The sequence below is a fragment of the Enterococcus sp. AZ050 genome (genome assembly GCF_051715085.1).
Taxonomy (GTDB): domain Bacteria; phylum Bacillota; class Bacilli; order Lactobacillales; family Enterococcaceae; genus Enterococcus; species Enterococcus faecalis.
Genome location: NZ_JBIOTC010000001.1, coordinates 2,002,564 through 2,022,716, shown reverse-complemented (window position 1 = coordinate 2,022,716; position 20,153 = coordinate 2,002,564). Strand labels below are relative to the sequence as shown.

The following is a 20,153-nucleotide window of genomic DNA, read 5'->3' as shown; positions in this document are numbered from 1 at the left end:
TTCTGCTATTTTCCATTAAATTGATTCATTGTTTCAACAAACGTATGTCCTTCGCATGCATATAAAGCGGCATCGGCTGCTTTTTTTACAGCAAGTAACATCTCTTCGTGTGTTTCTTTGGGAAAAGTACTTAGTACATGGTGGATAACTGTATCATTTTTTGAGGGCCGACCAATGCCAATTTTAATTCTAGGAAAGACATTTGTGCCTAAATGGGCAATCAGACTTTTTATCCCATTGTGGCCGCCAGCACTACCTTTTTGCCGTAAACGAATTTTACCGACCTCTAAGTCTAAGTCATCATAAATAACAATCAAGTCTTCCTCATCTACCCCAAAGTAGGTCAACAACGGACCAACAGAGCGACCTGATTCATTCATAAATGTTAATGGTTTCACTAACAATACTTTCTCAGTCCCTATAAAAAACTCTGCAATATCTGCTTCAAAATTACTATTATTAAACGAAACATTTTGCCGATACGCAATTTCATCTAGCGTAATAAAGCCAATGTTGTGTTTTGTTTCTTTGTATTTACTACCGGGATTTCCCAGTCCTACGATTACTTTCATCTTTCATTCTCCTTGGATTATAAGCTTGCCAACACAAAATGGCTGGGAAGCGTATGCGCTACCCAGTTTTATTCATTATACCATAGAAATAAAAAAACTCGCAGTCTTTGAAGATTAAGAAAGATGTAAAAAAAATTTTTTAGAAATTTAAATATGCATAAGATAGTGAAATTACGCACATGTAAGAGCTACCATTTTGAAACAGGTCTGAAAACTGTATCATTTTTACAATCAAAGTTCGTGACATTTTTTACAAACCATGTTACTATCACTTTAGCAACAGGAAATAAAAACTCGTTGCTCACGAAAAAGAATGTAGAGGAAGGAATGGTACACATGACTGCAGCCGCAGGGAATAAAGATCACCAAAAAGTAATTTTAGTCGGGGACGGTGCCGTAGGTTCTAGCTATGCCTTTGCTTTAGTAACTCAGAATATTGCTCAAGAAGTTGGGATTATTGATATTAATGTACCAAAAACTGAAGGAGACGCGTTGGACTTATCTCACGCATTAGCATTTACTTCTCCTAAAAAAATCTATGCTGCTACTTATGACGATTGCCATGATGCAGACTTAGTTGTCTTAACAGCTGGTGCGCCTCAAAAACCAGGCGAAACTCGTTTAGACTTAGTTCATAAAAACTTGAAAATTAATAAAGAAATCGTTACAACAATTGTTGATTCTGGTTTCAACGGTATCTTCTTAGTTGCCGCAAACCCAGTTGATATTTTGACTTATTCAACTTGGAAATTCTCTGGCTTCCCGAAAGAACGAGTAATCGGTTCAGGAACTTCACTAGATTCTGCTCGTTTCCGTCAAGCAATTGCCGAATTAGTTGACGTTGATGCACGAAATGTCCATGCCTACATCTTAGGTGAACACGGAGATACAGAATTCCCAGTTTGGTCACATGCAAATGTCGCTGGCTTACAAATTTACGAATGGGTGAAAAATAATCCTGACGTCGATGAAGAAGCAATGGTTAATTTATTCTTCAACGTACGCGACGCTGCTTACACAATCATCGAGAAAAAAGGAGCTACTTTCTATGGAATCGCGGTGGCACTAGCGCGTATCACTAAAGCTATCCTAAACGATGAAAACTCTGTGTTACCATTATCTGTTTATTTAGAAGGTGAATATGGTCAAAACGATATTTATATCGGTGCACCAGCGATCATCAACCGCCAAGGAGTTAAACAAGTCATTGAAATTCCATTAACAGATGCTGAACAAGAAAAAATGGAAGCTTCTGCTTCTGCATTAAAAGAAGTTATTGAAACAGCTTTTGCTAAATTTGAAGCAGAAGAAGCAAAATAACTCCTTCTATAATAGTCGAAAATTGAAAATAACCAAGAGTGACCACTATTGTTACTCCGCTTTAAAGCCTGGTACAAAAATCCAAAGTGATTTTTGCACCAGGCTTTACTTTTAATCTGTTTTACTTTACTCATCACTCAACTTTTTAAAAAAATTATTGTTTTGTTTAGCTCGAAAAATAACAATAACCAAAAATAAGTTTGTTATCTAAAATTCACTACACTACTTAATACAGCCCATCTGCTTCTTCTTTTGTCACAATGTAAATATTTTTCATTTGCGTATAAGCATCTAGCATTGATTTATGCGTTTCTCGACCAATTCCTGATTTTTTATAACCGCCAAATGGCGCGCCCGCAGGCAATTGATTGTATGTGTTGACCCACATCCGACCTGTCCGTACACCACGAGCAACCCGTAATGCCACATTGATATCTTTAGAAAAGACGGCACCACCTAGACCATATTCAGAATCATTAGCTAAACGAATGACTTCTTCTTCCGTTTCAAATTTAATCACTGTTGCAACAGGACCAAAGATTTCTTCTTGGGCCACGCACATTGTATTCGTGCCATTCGCTAATAACGTAGGTGCTAAAAATGCCCCCTTGTCTAGCCCATTTTCTGTTAAACGTTGCCCACCAGTAATCAGTGTAGCTCCTTCCTTCACACCAATTTCGACATATTTTAAAATTTCTTCCAATTGATGCTCATTGATCTGAGCGCCCATTTCAACATCTTTTTCCCACGGGAAACCAACGTTCACTTGTTCAAATTTTTCCTTTAAAGCTTCTACAAATTGATCATAAATACCTGACTGAACGAACACACGAGACCCAGCACAACAAACTTGCCCTTGGTTGAATAAAATTCCTAACTGCACACCTTCTAATGCTCGTTCCCAATTGGCATCTTCAAAAATAATGTTGGCTGATTTTCCACCAAGTTCTAAAGTGGCTGGAATTAGGCGGTCGGCCGCGGCTTTAGCGACAGTGTACCCCACCTCTGTTGAGCCTGTAAAAGCTAGCTTATCAAAACCTGGATGTGCCAACATATAATTTCCTGAATCAGAACCACGACCGGTGATTAAATTCACTACTCCTTTCGGCAAGACTTGATCAAAAATCTTAAACAATTCCAACAGACTTAATGATGTGCTCGAGGATGGATGAATCACAACCGTATTACCTGCTGCCAACGCTGGCGCTAATTTCCAAGCGCCCATTAATAAGGGGAAATTCCACGGAATAATTTGACCCACAACACCAATGGGTTCTTTCACAACAATGGATAACGTATCCTTATCAAATTCTTTGACAGACCCTTCTTCTCCACGAATCACACTAGCAAAATACCGAAAATGGTCTGCACTGGCAGGGACATCAATTGATTGCGTTTCCCGAAGCGGTTTTCCATTATCTAAAGTCTCCACCATAGCCAAATGTTCTTGATTTTCTTCAATCAAATCAGCAATTTTCAATAAAAGATTGCTTCTTGTTACAACATCAACATCTTTCCATGTCTGAAACGCTTCTTGGGCTGCTTCTACAGCTCGATCCACATCTGCATTTGTGGCATCTACAAATTCTGCTAATTTTTCACCATTACTAGGATTGTAACTAGCAATCATTTTGTTACCACTACCTGTTGTCCACTCTCCATTAATATACAATTGATAGCTACTGGCAACTACTTGATTTATTTCTTTTTTACTCATTTACCCACCTCTTTTTTTATTTTTGTATCCGCTTACAATTATAAGACATCTTCCACCTAAAAGTAAATGATTCTACCTAAAAAAAATATAGCTCTCAGCGACTGTTGCTAACTCATCCCGACCTGAAGCCTCCTGGCAATAACTGAATGTATTAAACTTTATTGGAGAGAACTTTTGCCACAAAAAAAAGCTAGCACTGAAGAATTAAAATTGCTTCTTCAGTGCTAGCTTTGATTTTTCCAACTCATTCGTTCTTATTGACAAAGAGCTGATTTTTTTATTTATCTTTTGGAACGATATAGTTCATTAAATGTGTTTCATCGGCTGAGATTGTACGTGTCGAAACAACGTTTAATCCCTTCACGTTCATTTCAGAAATTAAGATGCTACCATCTTTAAAGACTTTTTCCACAAATGCGACATGACCATAAGTATTGTCTGCGCCTAAAACGCCAGCTGGGAAGGAAACCGCTGCGCCTGCTTTTGGTGTACGACTTACTTTGTACCCGCGTGCACGACCTGTTTCGCCCCAATCTTGACCATTCCCCATTGTTAAGTCCACACGTTTACCTAATTGCGTAATACGGTTGTAGACATATTGTGTACAGTTGCCCCAAGCATAACTATTAAAGGTGTCATAGTTTTTGCCATTATAGGCTGGGAAATTTGATTCCATTGGTTCAACGGTTGCTTTTTCTTTATCATAATAAGTTAAATCGTATGTTTTAATTAACGCATTTAATTTCTTATGGTAATCTTTGTCCGTTGCGTATTTTCCTGTTAGGAAACGTGTCGCTTCTTTGTATGATTTGGCTTCCGTTTTCCAGACACCATGATAGAAATCTTTATTGGAATCTAAACCATTTTTCAATAATTTCGCATAATCTTCCATTGATTCTTTATACGTTGGATATTGACGGAATTTTGCTTCTACTGTGTATAGGTTACCGAAACCATTGTCTTCATAGGTAATAAAAGAAACAGATTGACCTTTGTAATCGCCTTTAATACCAAACAAATTGTAGTTTGGTTTCTGGCTTAATTTACTATTGCCGCTGCCACTTTCTAAAATTGCTTGAGCAATCATCACACTAGCATATAAGTTTTTGTCCTTGGCCACTTTCCGAGCAGATTCACCGATTTCTTGAATAAACTCTTCTGTCTTCTTCGTTTTGCTGACCGTAAACGTCTCATCGTCTTCCACTAACCCAACCGTTTCATTTGTAACCGGTGGGACTATTTCGGGCTGCGGTGTTGACGCTGCTGGTTGTTCTACTGGCTTTTCAGCTGGCGCTGTTGGTGTCACTGGTTTCGCCGGCTGTTTTGATTCAGAAGTACTCGTGCCAGGTTTTGGCTGTTCTTTAGAAGAACTTGGTGTAGTCGTCGGCGTGGTACTTGATTCAGTTGTACTTGTTGACGTAGAATCTGTGGTTGACTCTGTTGCACTCGTTGAGGTGGAGTCAGTAGTCGATTCTGTCGTACTTGTGGATGTTGAATCCGTTGTGGAATCTGTCGTTTCGGTTCCTGACGTTTCCGTGGACTCCGTGGTTGCAGATTCACTTGATTCGGTTGAACTTTCTGTTTCAGTTGTTGATTCTTCTGTCGCTTCTGTTGTTTCACTAGTCGCTGTCGTTTCAGTGGCTTCAGCAGTTGTTGCTTCTGCGGTTGTTTCTGCAACAGAACTATTTTCAGCTACCAAGTTATTACCTTCTGCAAATGCACCTACTGGCATTGATGAACCTAAAAGTAATAAGGTAGAGAACAGGGCAAATTGTTTTTTCATACTCATTCTCCTTTTTTATTTTTCTCCATTTATTTTTATGTACCAACATATATAATTGACATAGTTATTGTTTAAATGGCTCCTTTTTTAATAGTATACTGTTTCATAAAAAATTTCTAGCAAAAAGTTAAAAAAATAGAAGAAAATTCACAAATTCTTCTATCTTTTTTTGGTAATTTTCTAAGAAAAAAAAGAAAGGGCTTGAACAAACATCAATGTCCTCTCTTTTTCTCGTTATCCTTCAAACAAAATACTTTTTTTTCGAAGTGCCTCTTTGATTTCTTGGAAAGTTTCTTCGTCTGCACAGCGAATAGTATGCAGATGGACGCCTCCTGTTAAAACTGATAGTAATGTAGCATGCTCTTTTTGATACTTGTCCATAAATTTATCAATATCTTTCTCTGATTGAATGCGCAAACTGCCAATTAATTCCCCATAAAGCGGATGTGCAATACTCACATCTACCACTTCTCCACCTTTGGCAACAATGACTGACAATTCTTCTCTCGTTTGTTCAGGTGTATGTTGACAAGCAATTTTCCGTTCAATTCCTTCTAAAGGTTGTTCCAACATATACCCTCGAGCTGTTGCGACAATTTCGACCCCTGTCGCCCGTAATAGAGCGACATCTCCTACAATAATTTGTCTGCTGACATCAAAAGCTTTTGCAAAACGAGTGGCACTAATTGGCTTTTCGGTCTCTCTTAATCTTTTAACAATCTCTCTTCTTCTGATTTCTCCATCCACGACCTTCGCCTCACTCTCCTAAATGTTTTTCTTGGAAACGTTTAGAGGCGTCCATAATTCCCTGGAAAGTCTCAGATAATGTTTCTTCATACTCGGCATTTTCAACATGATTCAGAATAGTTTCTAATACTTGTTGTTCTCTTTCAGAATCAAAAACCGCATGACCTGCTTTCTTTTTCACTGCAGCAATCTCTGCGACGACGTCCATCCGCTGTTCTAATAAACGGACCAGTTCCTTATCGATTTGGTTAATCTTTGCTCGTTGTTGTTCTAAAGAAGTTGTTGGAGCGTCATCTTCAGTCAATTCTTTAATTATCCGTGCTGGATTACCTGCGATCACACAGTTTTCTGGGAACGATTTGGTCACAACAGCACCTGCTGCCACCACTACATTATCGCCTAATGTTACGCCAGGAAGGACAATCGCTCCACCGCCAATCCAAACATTGTTGCCAATGATAATTCGTTTCCCTGATTCCATTCCGCTATTACGCTTGGCTGCTTGTAATGGATGCTCGGCTGTATAAAGTTGCACATTGGGTCCAAACATACAATTATCGCCAATTTCGATTGGACAAACATCTAAAAAAACGTTATTAAAATTGGCATAGAAATTTTTTCCCACAGAAATGTTGTAGCCATAATCAAATTGAATCATCGGTTCGATGTACGTCCCGACACCCACTTTTCCAAACGTTTCTTCTATTAATTGACGACGAATATATGTGTCTGGTTGTTGGTTAATTAACGCCATTTGTTCACGGGCTTTTTTGCGATCAGCCACTAATTCAGGATCTGAGGCAAAATATAGTGCACCTGCGATCATTTTTTCTTTTTCTGATTTAAATTCTTCCATTCCGTTACTCCTTTATCGTTAATTCTGCAAATATCGTTTCGGCTTTCGCTTCTAAAAAATAATAAGGTTGTTGTAAAAATAGCGGCGTTTGATTAATGGCTAAAATAGCTGCCGTTGGTTGTTTATAATGAATCAAATCGCAAAATGGATGCACTTGAAAACTCGTGCCGACAATCACGATTAAGTCGGCAGAAGCAACGGCCTGAATGGCTTTTTCGATTGCCTCTTCGGATAATCCTTCTTCATACAAAGTAATAGCTGGACGGATTTGTCCATGACAGTCTGCGTGCCGATCACTAAGTAAATAGTCTTGCCAAGGAACCGTTGTACCACAAGTTTGGCAATAACATTCATATAAATTACCGTGAAAGTCCACCACTTCTTGGCTACCTGCTTTTCGATGAAGCCCATCAATATTTTGTGAAACAATTTTTCCCCGTTTCATTTGCTCTAATTGTGCCATTTTCTGGTGAATGATATTAGGTTGTGCGTCTGGATGATAGAGCGTTTTAACGAATTGATAAAACTTTTCTGGCTCTGTTTTTAAGCAAGTCCGGCTCAATAAGTATTCCGGTTGCTGGATTCCTTGATAGACACCTTTTAAGGAACGATAATCTGGCACACCTGAGGCTGTCGAGATACCCGCACCTGTTAAAAATGTGATTTTTTGTTGGGTTGCCAACCAATGAATTGCCTCGGCTTGCGTGATATCTTGCATATCGATTCAGCTCCTAATCTTCTATATTATAACGTATTTTAACATTAGCACCAAAAGTTTTTCCACTTTTTGAAAACTTCTTACCTATATATTGATTTATCTTGAAAGAGTTTGTGACAAATTTCTCAACTCGTGGTAAAATATGCATGAGTAAAAGTGAGGTGAAACAACAATGGTCGCATTTATTATTTATTGGGCTGCAATTATTGCCTGCATCGCTTGGGGCGTTTTAAGCATTTGGTTCTCTGTTTTTTATCTTTCTCGTAAAGAAAACGGAAATCTTTGGGCTTTTGCGTTCTTCAACGTTATCGCTATTATCGCCTTAGCAATTGTTTTATTAGTTTACAAAACTTGGGATTTCGGTATCTTAACTTACTCAAGTCTAATTTATACAATTTTAGCTTCTTTAGGTGTATTGACTGTTCTTCAAGCTATTTTAGGTCGTGAACCAAAAGCTGTCAAAGCTTAAGTAAAAAGCAACTGTTCCTTTAGGAATGGTTGCTTTTTTCGTATTAGTTTCTATTTCGTAGGGAAAATGTTACGCTAATTTCATGGTGTTTGTGTCCTCTTGATAAATTCCTTTGCTGGAACATATTGACTTTCTTCTGGATTTATCCTAAAATTAATAACTGAATTTAATAACTGAATAGTGCCTCAAAAAAGAGGTAGAGGTCGCGATTTTTATTACGCTTGTGGAGTGAGAGGACACTGGGAAGCAAGTTTAGGATCAATCGCCGAAATGCATAACGGAGCCTCTTCTGTTGTGTGTTGGGACGTAAGTTAAGAGCTTGCGGACTGTCTTAGTAGTGATGCTAAGTTGTGCTATGTTTCGTTGAGGAATTTTTTTCGACATTACCTAGCAACCTTACATCTGTTTGGTTGTTTTTTTGTATTCAAAAATAGGTTGTGACAGAAGTATTCTCCTTTAAAAAGACAGAATCGCTTTTGCTCAGCTGATTATCAAAGCTTGTTGATTGAAAAAAGACAAAACGATCAATCAGACAAGAAATTTAAAGGAGAGAAAAAGATGAACAAAAAAGTTTTTTCATTCAGTCTACTACTTGTCACGCTATTTTCGTTACTTGGCATGACAACCAACGCTTCGGCGGAGGAAAATGGTGAATTTCGTGTCGGCATGGAAGCTGGCTACGCCCCTTTTAACTGGTCACAGAAAAATGACGCACATGGCGCAGTGCCTATTCAAGGCAACTCTTATGCAGGCGGCTATGATGTTCAAATTTCTAAAAAAATTGCCGATGGTTTAGGTCGTAAATTAGTAATCGTCCAAACCAAATGGGATGGCTTGGCACCCGCCTTACAATCTGGAAAAATTGATGCCATTATCGCCGGAATGAGCCCAACCGCTGAACGAAAAAAAGAAATTGCTTTTACAAACCCTTATTATGAATCACAATTTGTCGTAATTGTAAAAAAAGATGGCAAATACGCTAATGCAAAAAGCTTGAAAGATTTAGCTGATGCTAAAATTACAGCTCAACTAAATACATTCCACTACGGATTAATTGATCAAATTCCAAATGTCAATAAACAGCAAGCAATGGATAACTTTTCAGCTATGCGAACAGCACTTGCTTCTGGCATGATTGATGGGTATGTTAGTGAACGCCCTGAAGGCATAACAGCAACTAGTGTCAATAAAGAATTAAAAATGTTAGAATTTCCAAAAGAAAATGGCTTTGATGCTAGCGCTGAAGACTCACAAGTAGCAGTCGGCATGCGTAAAGGCGATCCTGACATTGAAAAAGTAAACAAAATTTTAGCAGGTATTTCTCAAGATGAACGGACAAAAATTATGGACCAAGCAATCAAGGATCAACCTGCAGCAACAGATAGTGATGAACAAAAAACAGGACTTATTAACGATTTCAAAAATATTTGGAATCAATATGGCGACATGTTTTTACGTGGTGCTGGTTTAACGCTATTTATCGCGTTAATTGGGACAGTTGTCGGAACAACCCTTGGTTTACTAATTGGTGTCTTCCGTACAATTCCAGATTCTGAAAACCCAGTCGCTCGTTTCTTCCAAAAATTAGGAAATTTAATTCTTTCTATTTATATTGAAGTTTTCCGTGGTACACCAATGATGGTTCAAGCAATGGTTATTTTCTATGGTTTAGCTCTAGCTTTTGGCATCTCTTTAGACCGAACAGTGGCCGCATTATTTATCGTTTCTGTGAATACTGGTGCCTATATGTCTGAAATTGTTCGCGGAGGTATTTTCGCAGTAGATAAAGGACAATTCGAGGCAGCACAAGCGATCGGGATGACCCATGGACAAACAATGCGTAAAGTCGTTATTCCCCAAGTATTACGTAATATTTTACCTGCAACAGGGAATGAATTTGTCATTAATATCAAAGATACGGCCGTGTTAAGTGTTATCGGTGTTGCAGATTTATTCTTCCAAGGGAATGCTGCTTCTGGCGCAAACTTCCAGTTCTTCCAAACCTTTACAATTGTCGGCATCATGTACTTGGTAATGACTTTTGTGATCACACGAATCTTACGTGTTGTGGAACGTAAAATGGATGGCCCTTCTGCTTACGTTAAAGTAGAAGAATTAACTGAAGAAGGAAAAGAAAGCTAGGAGGCAAACAGATGAGTGCAATTATTGAAATTGAACATTTACGAAAAAGCTTTGGCGAAAACGAAGTATTAAAAGATATCAATATGAACGTCAACAAAGGAAAAGTTGTCACCATTATCGGTTCTTCTGGTTCTGGTAAATCAACGTTACTACGTTGTATTAATTTGTTAGAAAAACCAACAGATGGCAAAATCATCTATAATGGTAAAAATGTTTTAGAACGTGGTTATAGTTTGCCCAAATATCGGACCCATTTAGGCATGGTTTTCCAATCATTCAATTTATTTAATAACATGAATGTCTTAGAAAACTGTACTTCTGGTCAGATGACTGTCCTAAAAAGAAACAAAGAAGAAGCCAAAAAAATTGCCTTAGAAAATTTAGAAAAAGTTGGCATGGCTCGTTTTATTGATGCCAAACCTGCTCAATTATCTGGTGGACAAAAGCAACGGGTAGCCATTGCTCGAGCATTATCAATGGATCCAGATGTTTTACTTTTCGATGAACCAACTTCTGCATTGGATCCTGAAATGGTTGGCGAAGTGCTAAAAACGATGAAAAATCTTGCCCATACAGGGCTAACAATGGTGATTGTAACACATGAAATGGAATTTGCGCGGGACGTATCCGATCGTGTTATTTTCATGGATAAAGGTGTCATTGCCGAAGAAGGGACCGCTGAAGATATTTTTGTCCATCCAAAAGAAGCTCGGACAAAAGAGTTCTTACATCGGATTTTAACGAAAAACTAGTAAAAAAGAGGCAGTCATTCTGGTTAGAGTGACTGCCTCTTTTGTTATTTTTTGTATTGACGAATCATTGGCGGTTCATAGGAATCAATAAATGCACCAATTTCTTCTAAGGAATCTGAAATGAAAATTTTAGCTCGATCCGCTTCTGTTAAGAAACTAGTTTCTACCATTTTATCAAAAAAGGCAGCTAATAAGTCATAGTAACCATTCACATTGTATAAAATACACGGATTCATATGTTCACCGACTCGGCCCCAAGAGATCACCTCGCTAATTTCTTCGAGTGTGCCGGGACCACCGGGTAAAGCTAAATACACATCTGCCAATTCAATCATTTTTTTCTTACGCGCATGCATATCACTGACTGTATGCATCTTTGTAATGCCATTATGTGCAATCTCCCGCTCCATAAAAAAAGTGGGCATGACACCAATTACCTCTCCACCTTCTGCTAAAAGCGTGTCAGCCACCGTACCCATTAGACCAACATTGCCACCGCCATAAACTAGATCATAGTGATTTTCTTTCATCCAAGCGGCTAACGCTACTGCAGCTTGCTGATAGATTGGCTCATTTCCCAGACTGGCGCCACAATATACTGCCATTTTTTTCACAAACATACCCTCCATTTAGATAGATTCTTTTTTACCATCTATCCTCTGGTAGCTATGGTAGCATATTTTGATTTTCTCGAAAAGGTGCAGCCACTTTTTTTTCGTTTTAAAAGTATTTGAATTTTCAGACAATAAATGCTATAGTCTTTTTATATTTTAAAATTTCAGAAAAAGGAGCCCTATTATCTTGTCTACCTCACTCACTATTCGCTTAGTTGCCGAAGTAGATTGGCCCGCATTACATGCCTTGGACCAAATCATTTGGACAAAAAAGAATACCCCTGCCGAGATACAACCACTCTCGCTTGCGGCATATCAAGAAAAAATGAAAGATGAAACGATTTTTGTTGCCATCAGCGAACAACAACTCGCTGGATTTATTGAAGTCCATCCGCCCACTTCGTTAGCAGCTCATCAAAAGCAATGGCTACTAAGTATTGGCGTTTCGCCAGATTTCCAAGGCCAAGGGATTGGTGGTACTTTGTTGTCGTATGTCAAAGATATGGCTCAGATAAGCGGGATTCATAAGCTGAGTTTGCGAGTAATGGCTACCAATCAAGAAGCCATTCGATTCTATGAAAAACATGATTTTGTGCAGGAAGCACATTTTAAAGAAGAATTTTATATAAATGGACACTATTGTGATGATTATCAGTATGCTTATTTCATAGAAAAATAAGAAAACCAATGTTTTCTATAAAAACTGGTTGCTCTCTGTTTCTTCTTCTGTTATTTTAAATAATAAGACAATATTAAGGAGTGTGAATCTATGCAAAAAAAGTTAGTTTGGCGTGATTATCTATACGTTGGTTCAATGTTATTCGGTTTGTTTTTCGGTGCTGGAAATTTAATTTTCCCTGTACATATGGGACAAGAAGCGGGGGCTTCCGTCTTTTTAGCAAACTTGGGCTTCTTAGCCACTGGAATTGGCTTACCTTTTCTTGGTGTCATTGCTATGGGTGTTTCTAAAAGTTCAGGTGTTTTTGACTTAGCTTCTCGGATTAATCGTCGTTATGCTCTTATTTTTACCTTACTATTATATTTAACGATTGGTCCTTTCTTTGCTTTACCAAGGTTAGCAACTACTTCTTTTGAGATTGGTCTTGCACCATTTGTTCCTAAAGACTTGCAATGGCTGGTTCTTGCTGGCTTTTCCGCATTATTTTTCTTAGCTGTTTGGCTCTTCTCTAGAAAGCCAAGTAAAATCTTAGATTATGTGGGTAAATTTTTAAATCCGTTATTTTTAGCATTGCTAGGAATTTTGATTGTTTTAGCCTTTGTAAAACCATTAGGTCATGTGGCCAGTGCCGCTGTTGGTGAAAATTATATTTCAAGTCCTTTCTTTAAAGGATTTACAGAAGGTTATAATACGTTGGATGCTTTAGCTTCATTAGCTTTTGGGATTGTTGTCGTTTCCACTTTACGAAATATGGGCGTCGAAAAACCAGGAGATATCGCTAAAGGAATGATTAAATCAGGTGCTTTCAGTGTTGTATTGATGGGGATTATCTATACCTTACTTGCTTATATGGGAACAATGAGTATCGGGGCTTTTCCAATCAGTGAAAACGGCGGGATTGCCTTAGCCCAAATTGCCAATTACTATTTAGGCCTACCAGGGAGTATTTTACTGGCTTTTATCGTAGTTCTTGCTTGTTTAAAAACCGGTATCGGCTTAAGTACAGCCTTTTCTGAGACTTTTGAAGAAATGTTTCCGAAAGTTTCCTATCAAAAATTCTTGGCAATTGTTGTTATTTTACCAGCTATTTTTGCAAATGTCGGCTTAACCAACATCATTCAATTTGCCGTTCCAGTCTTGATGTTCCTTTATCCATTGGCGATTACTTTAATGCTTTTGGTAATCATCAGTCCTATTTTCAAACATCGACGGGAAGTCTATCAAGCAACGACCTATATCACATTGATTGCTGCTGTTTTAGATGCATTAAATAGTTCCCCCGCCTTTATCAAAGATACGGCGTTTGTAACAACGCTTTTAGAAAAAGCCGGCCAATACTTACCATTGTTCACTATTGGCATGGGCTGGGTCGTTCCAGCAACGGTTGCTTTTCTAATTAGTTGGGTTTGGGTCATGATTTCTAAAAAAGATCCTATTCTTGATTAATTCTTACCAAAACGACACTAGAAAAAATGCGGAAGCGCATCTTTTCTAGTGTCGTTTTTATGTATATTCGTTGTACCAAACTCTTGACTATGGTAAATTGAAGTTACCAACAAGTACTGGAGGAAATTGCCCATGTTAGTTACAACAACCGAGAGAATTAGCGGTCAAGAATATGAAATTATTGGAGAAGTTTTCGGGTTAACCACACGTTCTAAAAATATGTTTAAAGATTTAGGTGCTGGACTAAAAAGCGTAGTTGGCGGTGAAATCAAAGGTTACACTGATATGCAACGAGAAGCACGCGACCAAGCAATCGAACGTTTAAAAGCAGAAGCCTCTAAATTAGGTGCAGATGCCGTTGTGATGATGCGTTTTGATTCTGGCACAATTGGCACAGACATGCAATCTGTCGTGGCTTACGGAACAGCTGTTAAATACATCTAAATTTTGCAACTAAAAAGACGTAGACCTTTTCTTGTAAGGTCTACGTCTTTTTAGTTTTCATATTTCACTTCTGCTAAATACAATCCTTCTGGATGAGCAGTCGGACCTGCTAAATTTCGATCTTTGGCTGCGATAATTGCTGGAATCGCGGTTGGTTCCAGCCGCCCATTGCCGATTTTCAATAGCGTACCAACTAAAATCCGAATCATTTTGTACAAGAAACCATCGCCCCGAAAAGTGAATGTTAATTCATCCCCCGTTTCATTGACATGAACACTGGCTTCATGAATAGTTCGGACTTTATCTTCTACTGAACTTCCTGAGGCACAGAAAGAGGTAAAATCATGGGTACCTAATAAATCAGGTAAAGCTTGTTGGATTTTTTCGAGATCAATGGGATACGGAAAATAACTGGCATAAAAACGTCGAAATGGACTTCGCGGTTTGCCAATATCCACTTTAAATTGATAGGTTTTTTCGATCACGTGATAACGTGCATGAAAGTCTTCTGAAACACGTTCCACGCTTCGCACAGCAATGTCTTCTGGTGTTTGTGTATCTAACGCAAAGCGCATTTTTTCCAACGGACGTTCCTGCGGATAATCAAAGTGAATCACTTGGCCCATTGCATGAACACCTGCATCTGTTCGTCCTGAACCAAAAACCGTCACGGAGTGTCCGTTATTCATGCGTGCTAACGTTTTTTCTATTTCTTCTTGAACGGTACGCTCATTAGGCTGCTTTTGAAAGCCATGAAAATGAGTGCCATCATAGGCAATGATTGCTTTATAGCGGGGCATAATTTTTCTTCACCTTTTCTAAGTTCTTAATACAAATAAGCCAATGGTTAACAAGACAAAGCCAAACATTACTATTGTATCTCGTAGGTGCCAATGAAGAATGCGGTATTTTGTCCGTCCTTCACCGCCTTGATAACCTCTTGCTTCCATGGCAGTCGCTAAGTCTTCCGCACGATTAAAACTACTTACGAAAAGCGGAATCAAAAGTGGAACAATAGCTTTCATTTTTTGAAGTAAGTTTCCTTCACCAAAATCAACACCACGGGCACGTTGGGCATTCATAATCTTTTCCGTTTCATCCATTAATGTTGGGACAAAACGTAAGGCAATTGATAACATCAATGAAACTTCATGAACTGGAAATTTCACCACACGAAGTGGGCGTAACAAATATTCAATCGCATCTGATAACTCTAATGGTGCCGTCGTTAAAGTTAATAACGTTGACATGAAAATAATTAAAACAAAACGACAGAAAATAAATAGCCCATTCGTCACACCAAACTGGGTAATGGAAATAATTCCCCACTGAAAGTACACCTCTCCCCCTTGTGTAAACAAGGTTTGAAGAGCCACAGTAAACAGAATTAGCCATAATAATGGCCGAACACCGCGGATAAAGAAGCGGGCGCTGATTTTTGATAATGAAATAGCAAAAGCAGTAAAGGCTGCTATTAAAACATAACTCTGCCAATTATTTGCTAAAAAGATAATTCCAATAAAATAAAAACTAGCTAATAATTTTGCACGCGGATCTAAACGATGGATAAAAGAATCGCCTGGAATATAACGCCCAAAAATCAATTTATTCATCATTTTGCCTCACCTGCTTCCTGCATTTTTTTCAGAAGCTGATCGGCTAATTGATCGGCCGTTAATGGTAATTGCTCAAAAGAAAAGCCTTTTGCCACTAATTTTTCAGCAAATTCGGCTGCAGTTGGCACGCCTAATTGTTTTTCTTTCAACCATTGTGTCTCTTGAAACACTTCTTGTGGTGCTCCCGCTCGGACGATTTGTCCTTTTTCTAAAACAATCACATGATCTGCGTAATTAGCCACATCATCCATCAAATGTGTCACTAAAACGATGGTCATATTATGTTCCTTATGCAGACGACTAAACATCTCCATCATTTCTTTACGACCCTTAGGATCCAAACCAGCAGTCGGTTCGTCTAATACTAAAACTTCTGGTTCCATCGCTAGCACACCAGCAATTGCAACACGGCGCATTTGACCACCTGATAACTCAAACGGAGAATGTTGTAAGTATTTTTCATCTAAGCCGACTAAATCAAGCATTTTCTTAGCTAATTTTTTCGCTTCTTCGTCTGAAACACCAAAGTTTTTCGGTCCGAAAGCGATGTCTCGCTCCACTGTTTCTTCAAACAATTGTGCTTCTGGAAATTGAAAAACGATCCCAACTTTTTTACGAATTGGTTTTAAATTCTTATTATCAGTTTCTGGCGTAATTACACGCTCTCCAATTGTCACTTGGCCTTTAGTTGGTTTCACCAAAGCATTTAAATGTTGTAATAGCGTTGATTTGCCACTGCCAGTATGTCCGACAATCGCTGTATAAGAGCCGTCTTGAATCGTTAAATTAATATCGAATAATGCCCGTTGCTCAAAAGGAGTATTGGGTTGGTAAGTAAAATCTACTTGTTTAAAACGGATGTCCATAACCAATCCACCATCCCTTCTTCTGTTAAATAATTCGTTGGCACAACAACGCCACGCTCTTTCAAAGCTACTTTTAATTTTTCAGGAAACGGTAAATCCAAGCCCATTTCAACAAGCGCTTCTCCTGCAGAAAAAATCTTTTCTGGTGTTCCTTCGTTTGTCAATTGTCCTTGGCGCATCACTAAAATACGATTCGCATTAGCCGCTTCATCAATATCGTGGGTAATAGAAATAACTGTTAAATTGCTTTCTTCTTTAATCTTTTGAATGGTAGCAATTACTTCTGCACGACCTTCTGGATCTAACATACTTGTCGCTTCGTCTAAAATAATAATATCTGGTCGCAAAGCAACCACACCAGCGATAGCTACTCGTTGTTTTTGGCCGCCAGATAGCCGAGCAGGTTCTCGCTTGGCAAAATCTAACATACGAACCCGTTCTAATGCATCGTGAACACGTTCGACCATTTCATCACGCGGAATACCTTGATTTTCTAAACCAAAAGCCACATCGTCTTCGACTGTTGAACCGACAAATTGGTTATCTGGATTTTGAAAAACCATTCCTACCATACGCCGGATATCCCAGACGTTTGCTTCATTTAATTCTTTGCCGCCAACTTTGATAGTCCCAGCAGCTGGCAGTAACAGCCCATTGATCGTTTTGGCTAACGTTGATTTACCAGAACCATTATGGCCAATAATAGCGACCCATTCGCCTTGTTGAATGGAAAAAGACACATCTTTTAAAGCGGGAGAAGCATCTTCTGGTTGATAATTAAATTGGATATTATTTAGTTCAATGATTGGTTGCATCGCGTACTCCCTCAATCTATTTATTCTTTCTAACACTACCAAAAAAGTAGCGTTTTTTCAATCATCTGTTCTGATTCTTCACACTATTTTTTATTATACCAAAAGAACGGTCATTATGGGAGCTCTTATCTGTCTTGACAGGTCTATTTTTCATAAAAATAACTTCTTGTTCTCATAAAACAAGAAGTTACTGATTTTCTTTTAAAAATGTGTCTTCAAATATTCAAACGCATATTGGGCATATAACTCAGCACCCATTGCCATCGCATCTTCATCAATATTGAAACGACCATGGTGATGTGCCCATTCCGTATCTTTCTCCGGATTACCACTTCCCACTAAGGCAAAACAACCAGAAGCATGTTCAGTATAATAACTGAAGTCTTCGCCACCGGTTGTCGGCTCTTCTTGTCTTAAGGCCGCTTCACCAAAATTTTCCTTAATTAGTGTTTGAGCAAACAAGGCATCTTGCTCATCATTAATCACTGGCAACGTTCCATATTGATAATCTAACGAAGCCGTCCCACCGTAAATAGCGGCTGTTTGTTCCGCATAGCGTTGTAGCGCCTGTTCTACTCGCTTACGCGTTGCTACACTAAAGCAACGAACCGTTCCTTCTAAACGTGCATTCTCAGCAATCACATTAAAACGGGTCCCCACATCCATCCGTCCAATCGTGACAACTACTGGATCTAAAGGATCTGTCTCCCGAGAAACAATCGTTTGCAGATTCATCACGAAAGAAGAAGCTATGACTGCCGCATCAATACAAGCGTTTGGCATGGCACCATGGCCACCACGGCCTTTAAAATCAACAGAAAAAATATCTGCGGATGCGAAACTTGAGCCCACTCGACACGAAGCGGTTCCTACAGGCATTTGTGACCAGATATGTAAGCCAAATACATCATCAACACCGGTCATTGCGCCTTGCGCAACCATTGCTTTAGCACCTTGCGCATTTTCTTCAGATGGTTGAAAAATTAACCTTACTGTTCCCTGAAGTTCTTCTTGGATTTCTTTTAATACTTTAGCTGCTGTTACTAACATCGCGGTATGGGAATCATGCCCACATGCATGCATCTTGCCAGCTTCTAAAGATTTATAAGCTAAATCTTCATTTAATTCCTGTACAGGTAAGGCATCCATATCCGCCCGCAGCGCAACCACTCGGCCTGGTTTGCCGCCCACAATTTCAGCAATTAAACCCGTCGGTTCTGTTTTGCGATAAGTAATTCCTAATTGATCAAGAACTGCCGCGACTTTTTCTGTCGTTCGAAATTCTTCAAATTGTAATTCTGGATGTTGGTGTAAATCCCGTCGAAAAGCAATCATTTCTTGTGCATGCTGCATGATTAGTGCTTTGATTTTTTTCATACTTACGCCCCGTTTCTACAAACTTAATAAAATACTTGAAAAAACACCCGCTAAAATAACCGAAACAATGGTGACTGTTACGAAACCTGCCACTAACATCGGTGGCATTAAATGGCTCGTTAAAGCCGCCTGTTCTTGTTCATCTTCTGTCAATGATTGAATCACTTCATTAGTAATAATATAATCGGCTGGAAAGCCATATAAAGCTGTCAACGAAACAGCGAATGCCATCTCTTTACTCACACCTAATACACGACCAACAATTGCTGAAAAGATGTACATCCCGATAACACCAATCACAATAATCCCAATCATTGGTAAAAATAAATCCATCAACATTTCAGGTGTGGCTTGCTTTAAGCCATCAAAGACAAAAAGCATTAACCCTAAAATCGCAAAACCAAAGCTATTTGCTTTCTGTAATGGTTGCTTTTCTAAAAAGCCTAAAGACGTTGCAATCACGCCAAAACATAAACACAGCACAAAAGGACTAATCGTCACAAACGGTGCCGTCCACACAGAAACATAATAAGCAAGTGTGGCAACTAAGGCTAAACGTAAAATTCGTGAATAATCTGTATGATATCGTTTGGGTACTTTTTCAAATAGTTTAGGCACATCTGGTTCTGCTCCTGTTTCTTGCCCCTCTTGTTCATGAACCGGCTGCCATGTCCCTGCTCGATATTCTTGAAGCTTCCGCTTTCCTTCTTTTTTTAGAACAATTGAAGTTAAGGGATAACCTGCAAACCCTTGAATGACATAAATTAAAATTGCCAAAACCGAAAGTGAGGCTAAACCAGCTGATTGAGCCGCTTCTGACATTACTAATGAAGAAACTAAACCTCCTACTAACGGCGGGATTGCAACTAAAACTGTTTTTAAGTCAAAAACAAAAGTCCCTACAGCTAACAACAAGGCAATAATGCCCAGAATACCTGACAAAGCAATCACAATCGTTTTCCATTGATTAACCAATTCTTTAACAGAGAGCAGAGTACCCATATTAGTAATCAACAGATACATTAATAAAGTGGCAACCACTGTAGGAATCCCTGCCACTTCCACAATATTTTGTGGAAAAATAGTCCAATAACCAAGAATAAATAAAACACCACAAACAAAAACGGATGGAATCCAAGCTTTTGTTTTGATAGAAACTACATCACCAATGTATAAAATAACCATCAGCAACGAAAAAGCAAACATTTGCGACATATAAT

Annotated in this window: 20 protein-coding genes and 1 riboswitch; of the genes, 7 read left to right on the top strand and 13 right to left on the bottom strand. The window is 38.7% G+C overall.

What is annotated here, in order from left to right:
- Positions 1 to 5 precede the first annotated feature (5 nt).
- On the bottom strand, positions 6 to 572 hold the full coding sequence (gene pth / locus IGJ04_RS09820; protein ID WP_002361556.1) for an aminoacyl-tRNA hydrolase: 567 nt from the start codon (positions 570 to 572) through the stop codon (positions 6 to 8).
- Between the two features lie 336 nt (positions 573 to 908).
- On the opposite strand from pth, the gene IGJ04_RS09815 reads away from it, so the two are divergent.
- Positions 909 to 1,892, top strand: coding sequence for an L-lactate dehydrogenase (locus tag IGJ04_RS09815; RefSeq protein WP_002356251.1), 984 nt, complete (start codon positions 909 to 911; stop codon positions 1,890 to 1,892).
- A 226-nt stretch (positions 1,893 to 2,118) separates the two neighbouring features.
- Here IGJ04_RS09815 and IGJ04_RS09810 read toward each other — a convergent pair whose 3' ends face one another.
- From IGJ04_RS09810 to IGJ04_RS09790, 5 genes are all read right to left on the bottom strand, one after another.
- Positions 2,119 to 3,609 (bottom strand): aldehyde dehydrogenase family protein, encoded by a 1,491-nt coding sequence (locus IGJ04_RS09810; protein WP_438840170.1) that lies wholly within the window; start codon positions 3,607 to 3,609, stop codon positions 2,119 to 2,121.
- A 277-nt stretch (positions 3,610 to 3,886) separates the two neighbouring features.
- Positions 3,887 to 5,398, bottom strand: coding sequence for a glucosaminidase domain-containing protein (locus IGJ04_RS09805; RefSeq protein ID WP_016617854.1), 1,512 nt, complete (start codon positions 5,396 to 5,398; stop codon positions 3,887 to 3,889).
- Between the two features lie 228 nt (positions 5,399 to 5,626).
- Positions 5,627 to 6,139: a transcription repressor NadR gene (locus IGJ04_RS09800; protein WP_002356248.1), complete on the bottom strand. Its 513-nt coding sequence runs from the start codon at positions 6,137 to 6,139 to the stop codon at positions 5,627 to 5,629.
- Between the two features lie 10 nt (positions 6,140 to 6,149).
- Entirely contained in the window at positions 6,150 to 6,995 is an 846-nt protein-coding gene (locus IGJ04_RS09795) for a chorismate mutase (RefSeq protein ID WP_002363448.1), read from the bottom strand.
- A gap of 4 nt (positions 6,996 to 6,999) precedes the next feature.
- Positions 7,000 to 7,713 carry an NAD-dependent protein deacylase gene (locus IGJ04_RS09790; protein WP_002408256.1) on the bottom strand — a complete coding sequence of 238 codons (714 nt, stop codon included), beginning with the start codon at positions 7,711 to 7,713 and terminating at the stop codon, positions 7,000 to 7,002.
- A 172-nt stretch (positions 7,714 to 7,885) separates the two neighbouring features.
- Here IGJ04_RS09790 and IGJ04_RS09785 point away from each other — a divergent pair, with 172 nt between their 5' ends.
- The 3 genes from IGJ04_RS09785 to IGJ04_RS09775 all read left to right on the top strand — a co-directional run bounded on the left by IGJ04_RS09785 (position 7,886) and on the right by IGJ04_RS09775 (position 11,076).
- Positions 7,886 to 8,182 (top strand): hypothetical protein, encoded by a 297-nt coding sequence (locus IGJ04_RS09785; protein ID WP_002356244.1) that lies wholly within the window; start codon positions 7,886 to 7,888, stop codon positions 8,180 to 8,182.
- Between the two features lie 189 nt (positions 8,183 to 8,371).
- A riboswitch (Lysine riboswitch) is annotated at positions 8,372 to 8,546 on the top strand.
- 194 nt (positions 8,547 to 8,740) lie between these two features.
- Positions 8,741 to 10,324 (top strand): ABC transporter substrate-binding protein/permease, encoded by a 1,584-nt coding sequence (locus tag IGJ04_RS09780; protein ID WP_002381368.1) that lies wholly within the window; start codon positions 8,741 to 8,743, stop codon positions 10,322 to 10,324.
- 11 nt (positions 10,325 to 10,335) lie between these two features.
- A complete protein-coding gene (locus IGJ04_RS09775; RefSeq protein ID WP_438840169.1) occupies positions 10,336 to 11,076 on the top strand; it encodes an amino acid ABC transporter ATP-binding protein in 741 nt (246 codons plus the stop codon).
- A 44-nt stretch (positions 11,077 to 11,120) separates the two neighbouring features.
- Here IGJ04_RS09775 and IGJ04_RS09770 read toward each other — a convergent pair whose 3' ends face one another.
- A complete protein-coding gene (locus IGJ04_RS09770) occupies positions 11,121 to 11,705 on the bottom strand; it encodes a TIGR00730 family Rossman fold protein (RefSeq protein ID WP_065535902.1) in 585 nt (194 codons plus the stop codon).
- A gap of 172 nt (positions 11,706 to 11,877) precedes the next feature.
- On the opposite strand from IGJ04_RS09770, the gene IGJ04_RS09765 reads away from it, so the two are divergent.
- From IGJ04_RS09765 to IGJ04_RS09755, 3 genes are all read left to right on the top strand, one after another.
- Entirely contained in the window at positions 11,878 to 12,369 is a 492-nt protein-coding gene (locus IGJ04_RS09765; protein ID WP_438840168.1) for a GNAT family N-acetyltransferase, read from the top strand.
- 90 nt (positions 12,370 to 12,459) lie between these two features.
- Positions 12,460 to 13,815 (top strand): branched-chain amino acid transport system II carrier protein, encoded by a 1,356-nt coding sequence (brnQ, locus tag IGJ04_RS09760; RefSeq protein ID WP_002356239.1) that lies wholly within the window; start codon positions 12,460 to 12,462, stop codon positions 13,813 to 13,815.
- Positions 13,816 to 13,947: 132 nt separating this feature from the next.
- A complete protein-coding gene (locus tag IGJ04_RS09755; protein WP_002381365.1) occupies positions 13,948 to 14,259 on the top strand; it encodes a heavy metal-binding domain-containing protein in 312 nt (103 codons plus the stop codon).
- A gap of 50 nt (positions 14,260 to 14,309) precedes the next feature.
- Here the strand turns inward: IGJ04_RS09755 and truA are convergent, their stop codons facing one another.
- The 6 genes from truA to IGJ04_RS09725 form a co-directional block, all read right to left on the bottom strand.
- Complete coding sequence (gene truA, locus IGJ04_RS09750; RefSeq protein ID WP_002356237.1) at positions 14,310 to 15,059, bottom strand: tRNA pseudouridine(38-40) synthase TruA; 750 nt, start codon at positions 15,057 to 15,059, stop codon at positions 14,310 to 14,312.
- A gap of 18 nt (positions 15,060 to 15,077) precedes the next feature.
- Positions 15,078 to 15,875 carry an energy-coupling factor transporter transmembrane component T family protein gene (locus IGJ04_RS09745; protein ID WP_002373841.1) on the bottom strand — a complete coding sequence of 266 codons (798 nt, stop codon included), beginning with the start codon at positions 15,873 to 15,875 and terminating at the stop codon, positions 15,078 to 15,080.
- Entirely contained in the window at positions 15,872 to 16,741 is an 870-nt protein-coding gene (locus tag IGJ04_RS09740) for an energy-coupling factor ABC transporter ATP-binding protein (RefSeq protein ID WP_002381364.1), read from the bottom strand. The genes IGJ04_RS09745 and IGJ04_RS09740 overlap by 4 nt, the downstream gene beginning before the upstream one ends.
- Complete coding sequence (locus IGJ04_RS09735) at positions 16,717 to 17,556, bottom strand: energy-coupling factor ABC transporter ATP-binding protein (protein WP_002359354.1); 840 nt, start codon at positions 17,554 to 17,556, stop codon at positions 16,717 to 16,719. Before IGJ04_RS09735 ends, IGJ04_RS09740 begins: the two co-directional genes overlap by 25 nt.
- Before the next feature lie 201 nt (positions 17,557 to 17,757).
- On the bottom strand, positions 17,758 to 18,933 hold the full coding sequence (locus IGJ04_RS09730; RefSeq protein ID WP_010713618.1) for a M20 family metallopeptidase: 1,176 nt from the start codon (positions 18,931 to 18,933) through the stop codon (positions 17,758 to 17,760).
- Between the two features lie 15 nt (positions 18,934 to 18,948).
- Complete coding sequence (locus tag IGJ04_RS09725) at positions 18,949 to 20,148, bottom strand: DUF819 family protein (RefSeq protein WP_085406508.1); 1,200 nt, start codon at positions 20,146 to 20,148, stop codon at positions 18,949 to 18,951.
- Positions 20,149 to 20,153: the final 5 nt, after the last annotated feature.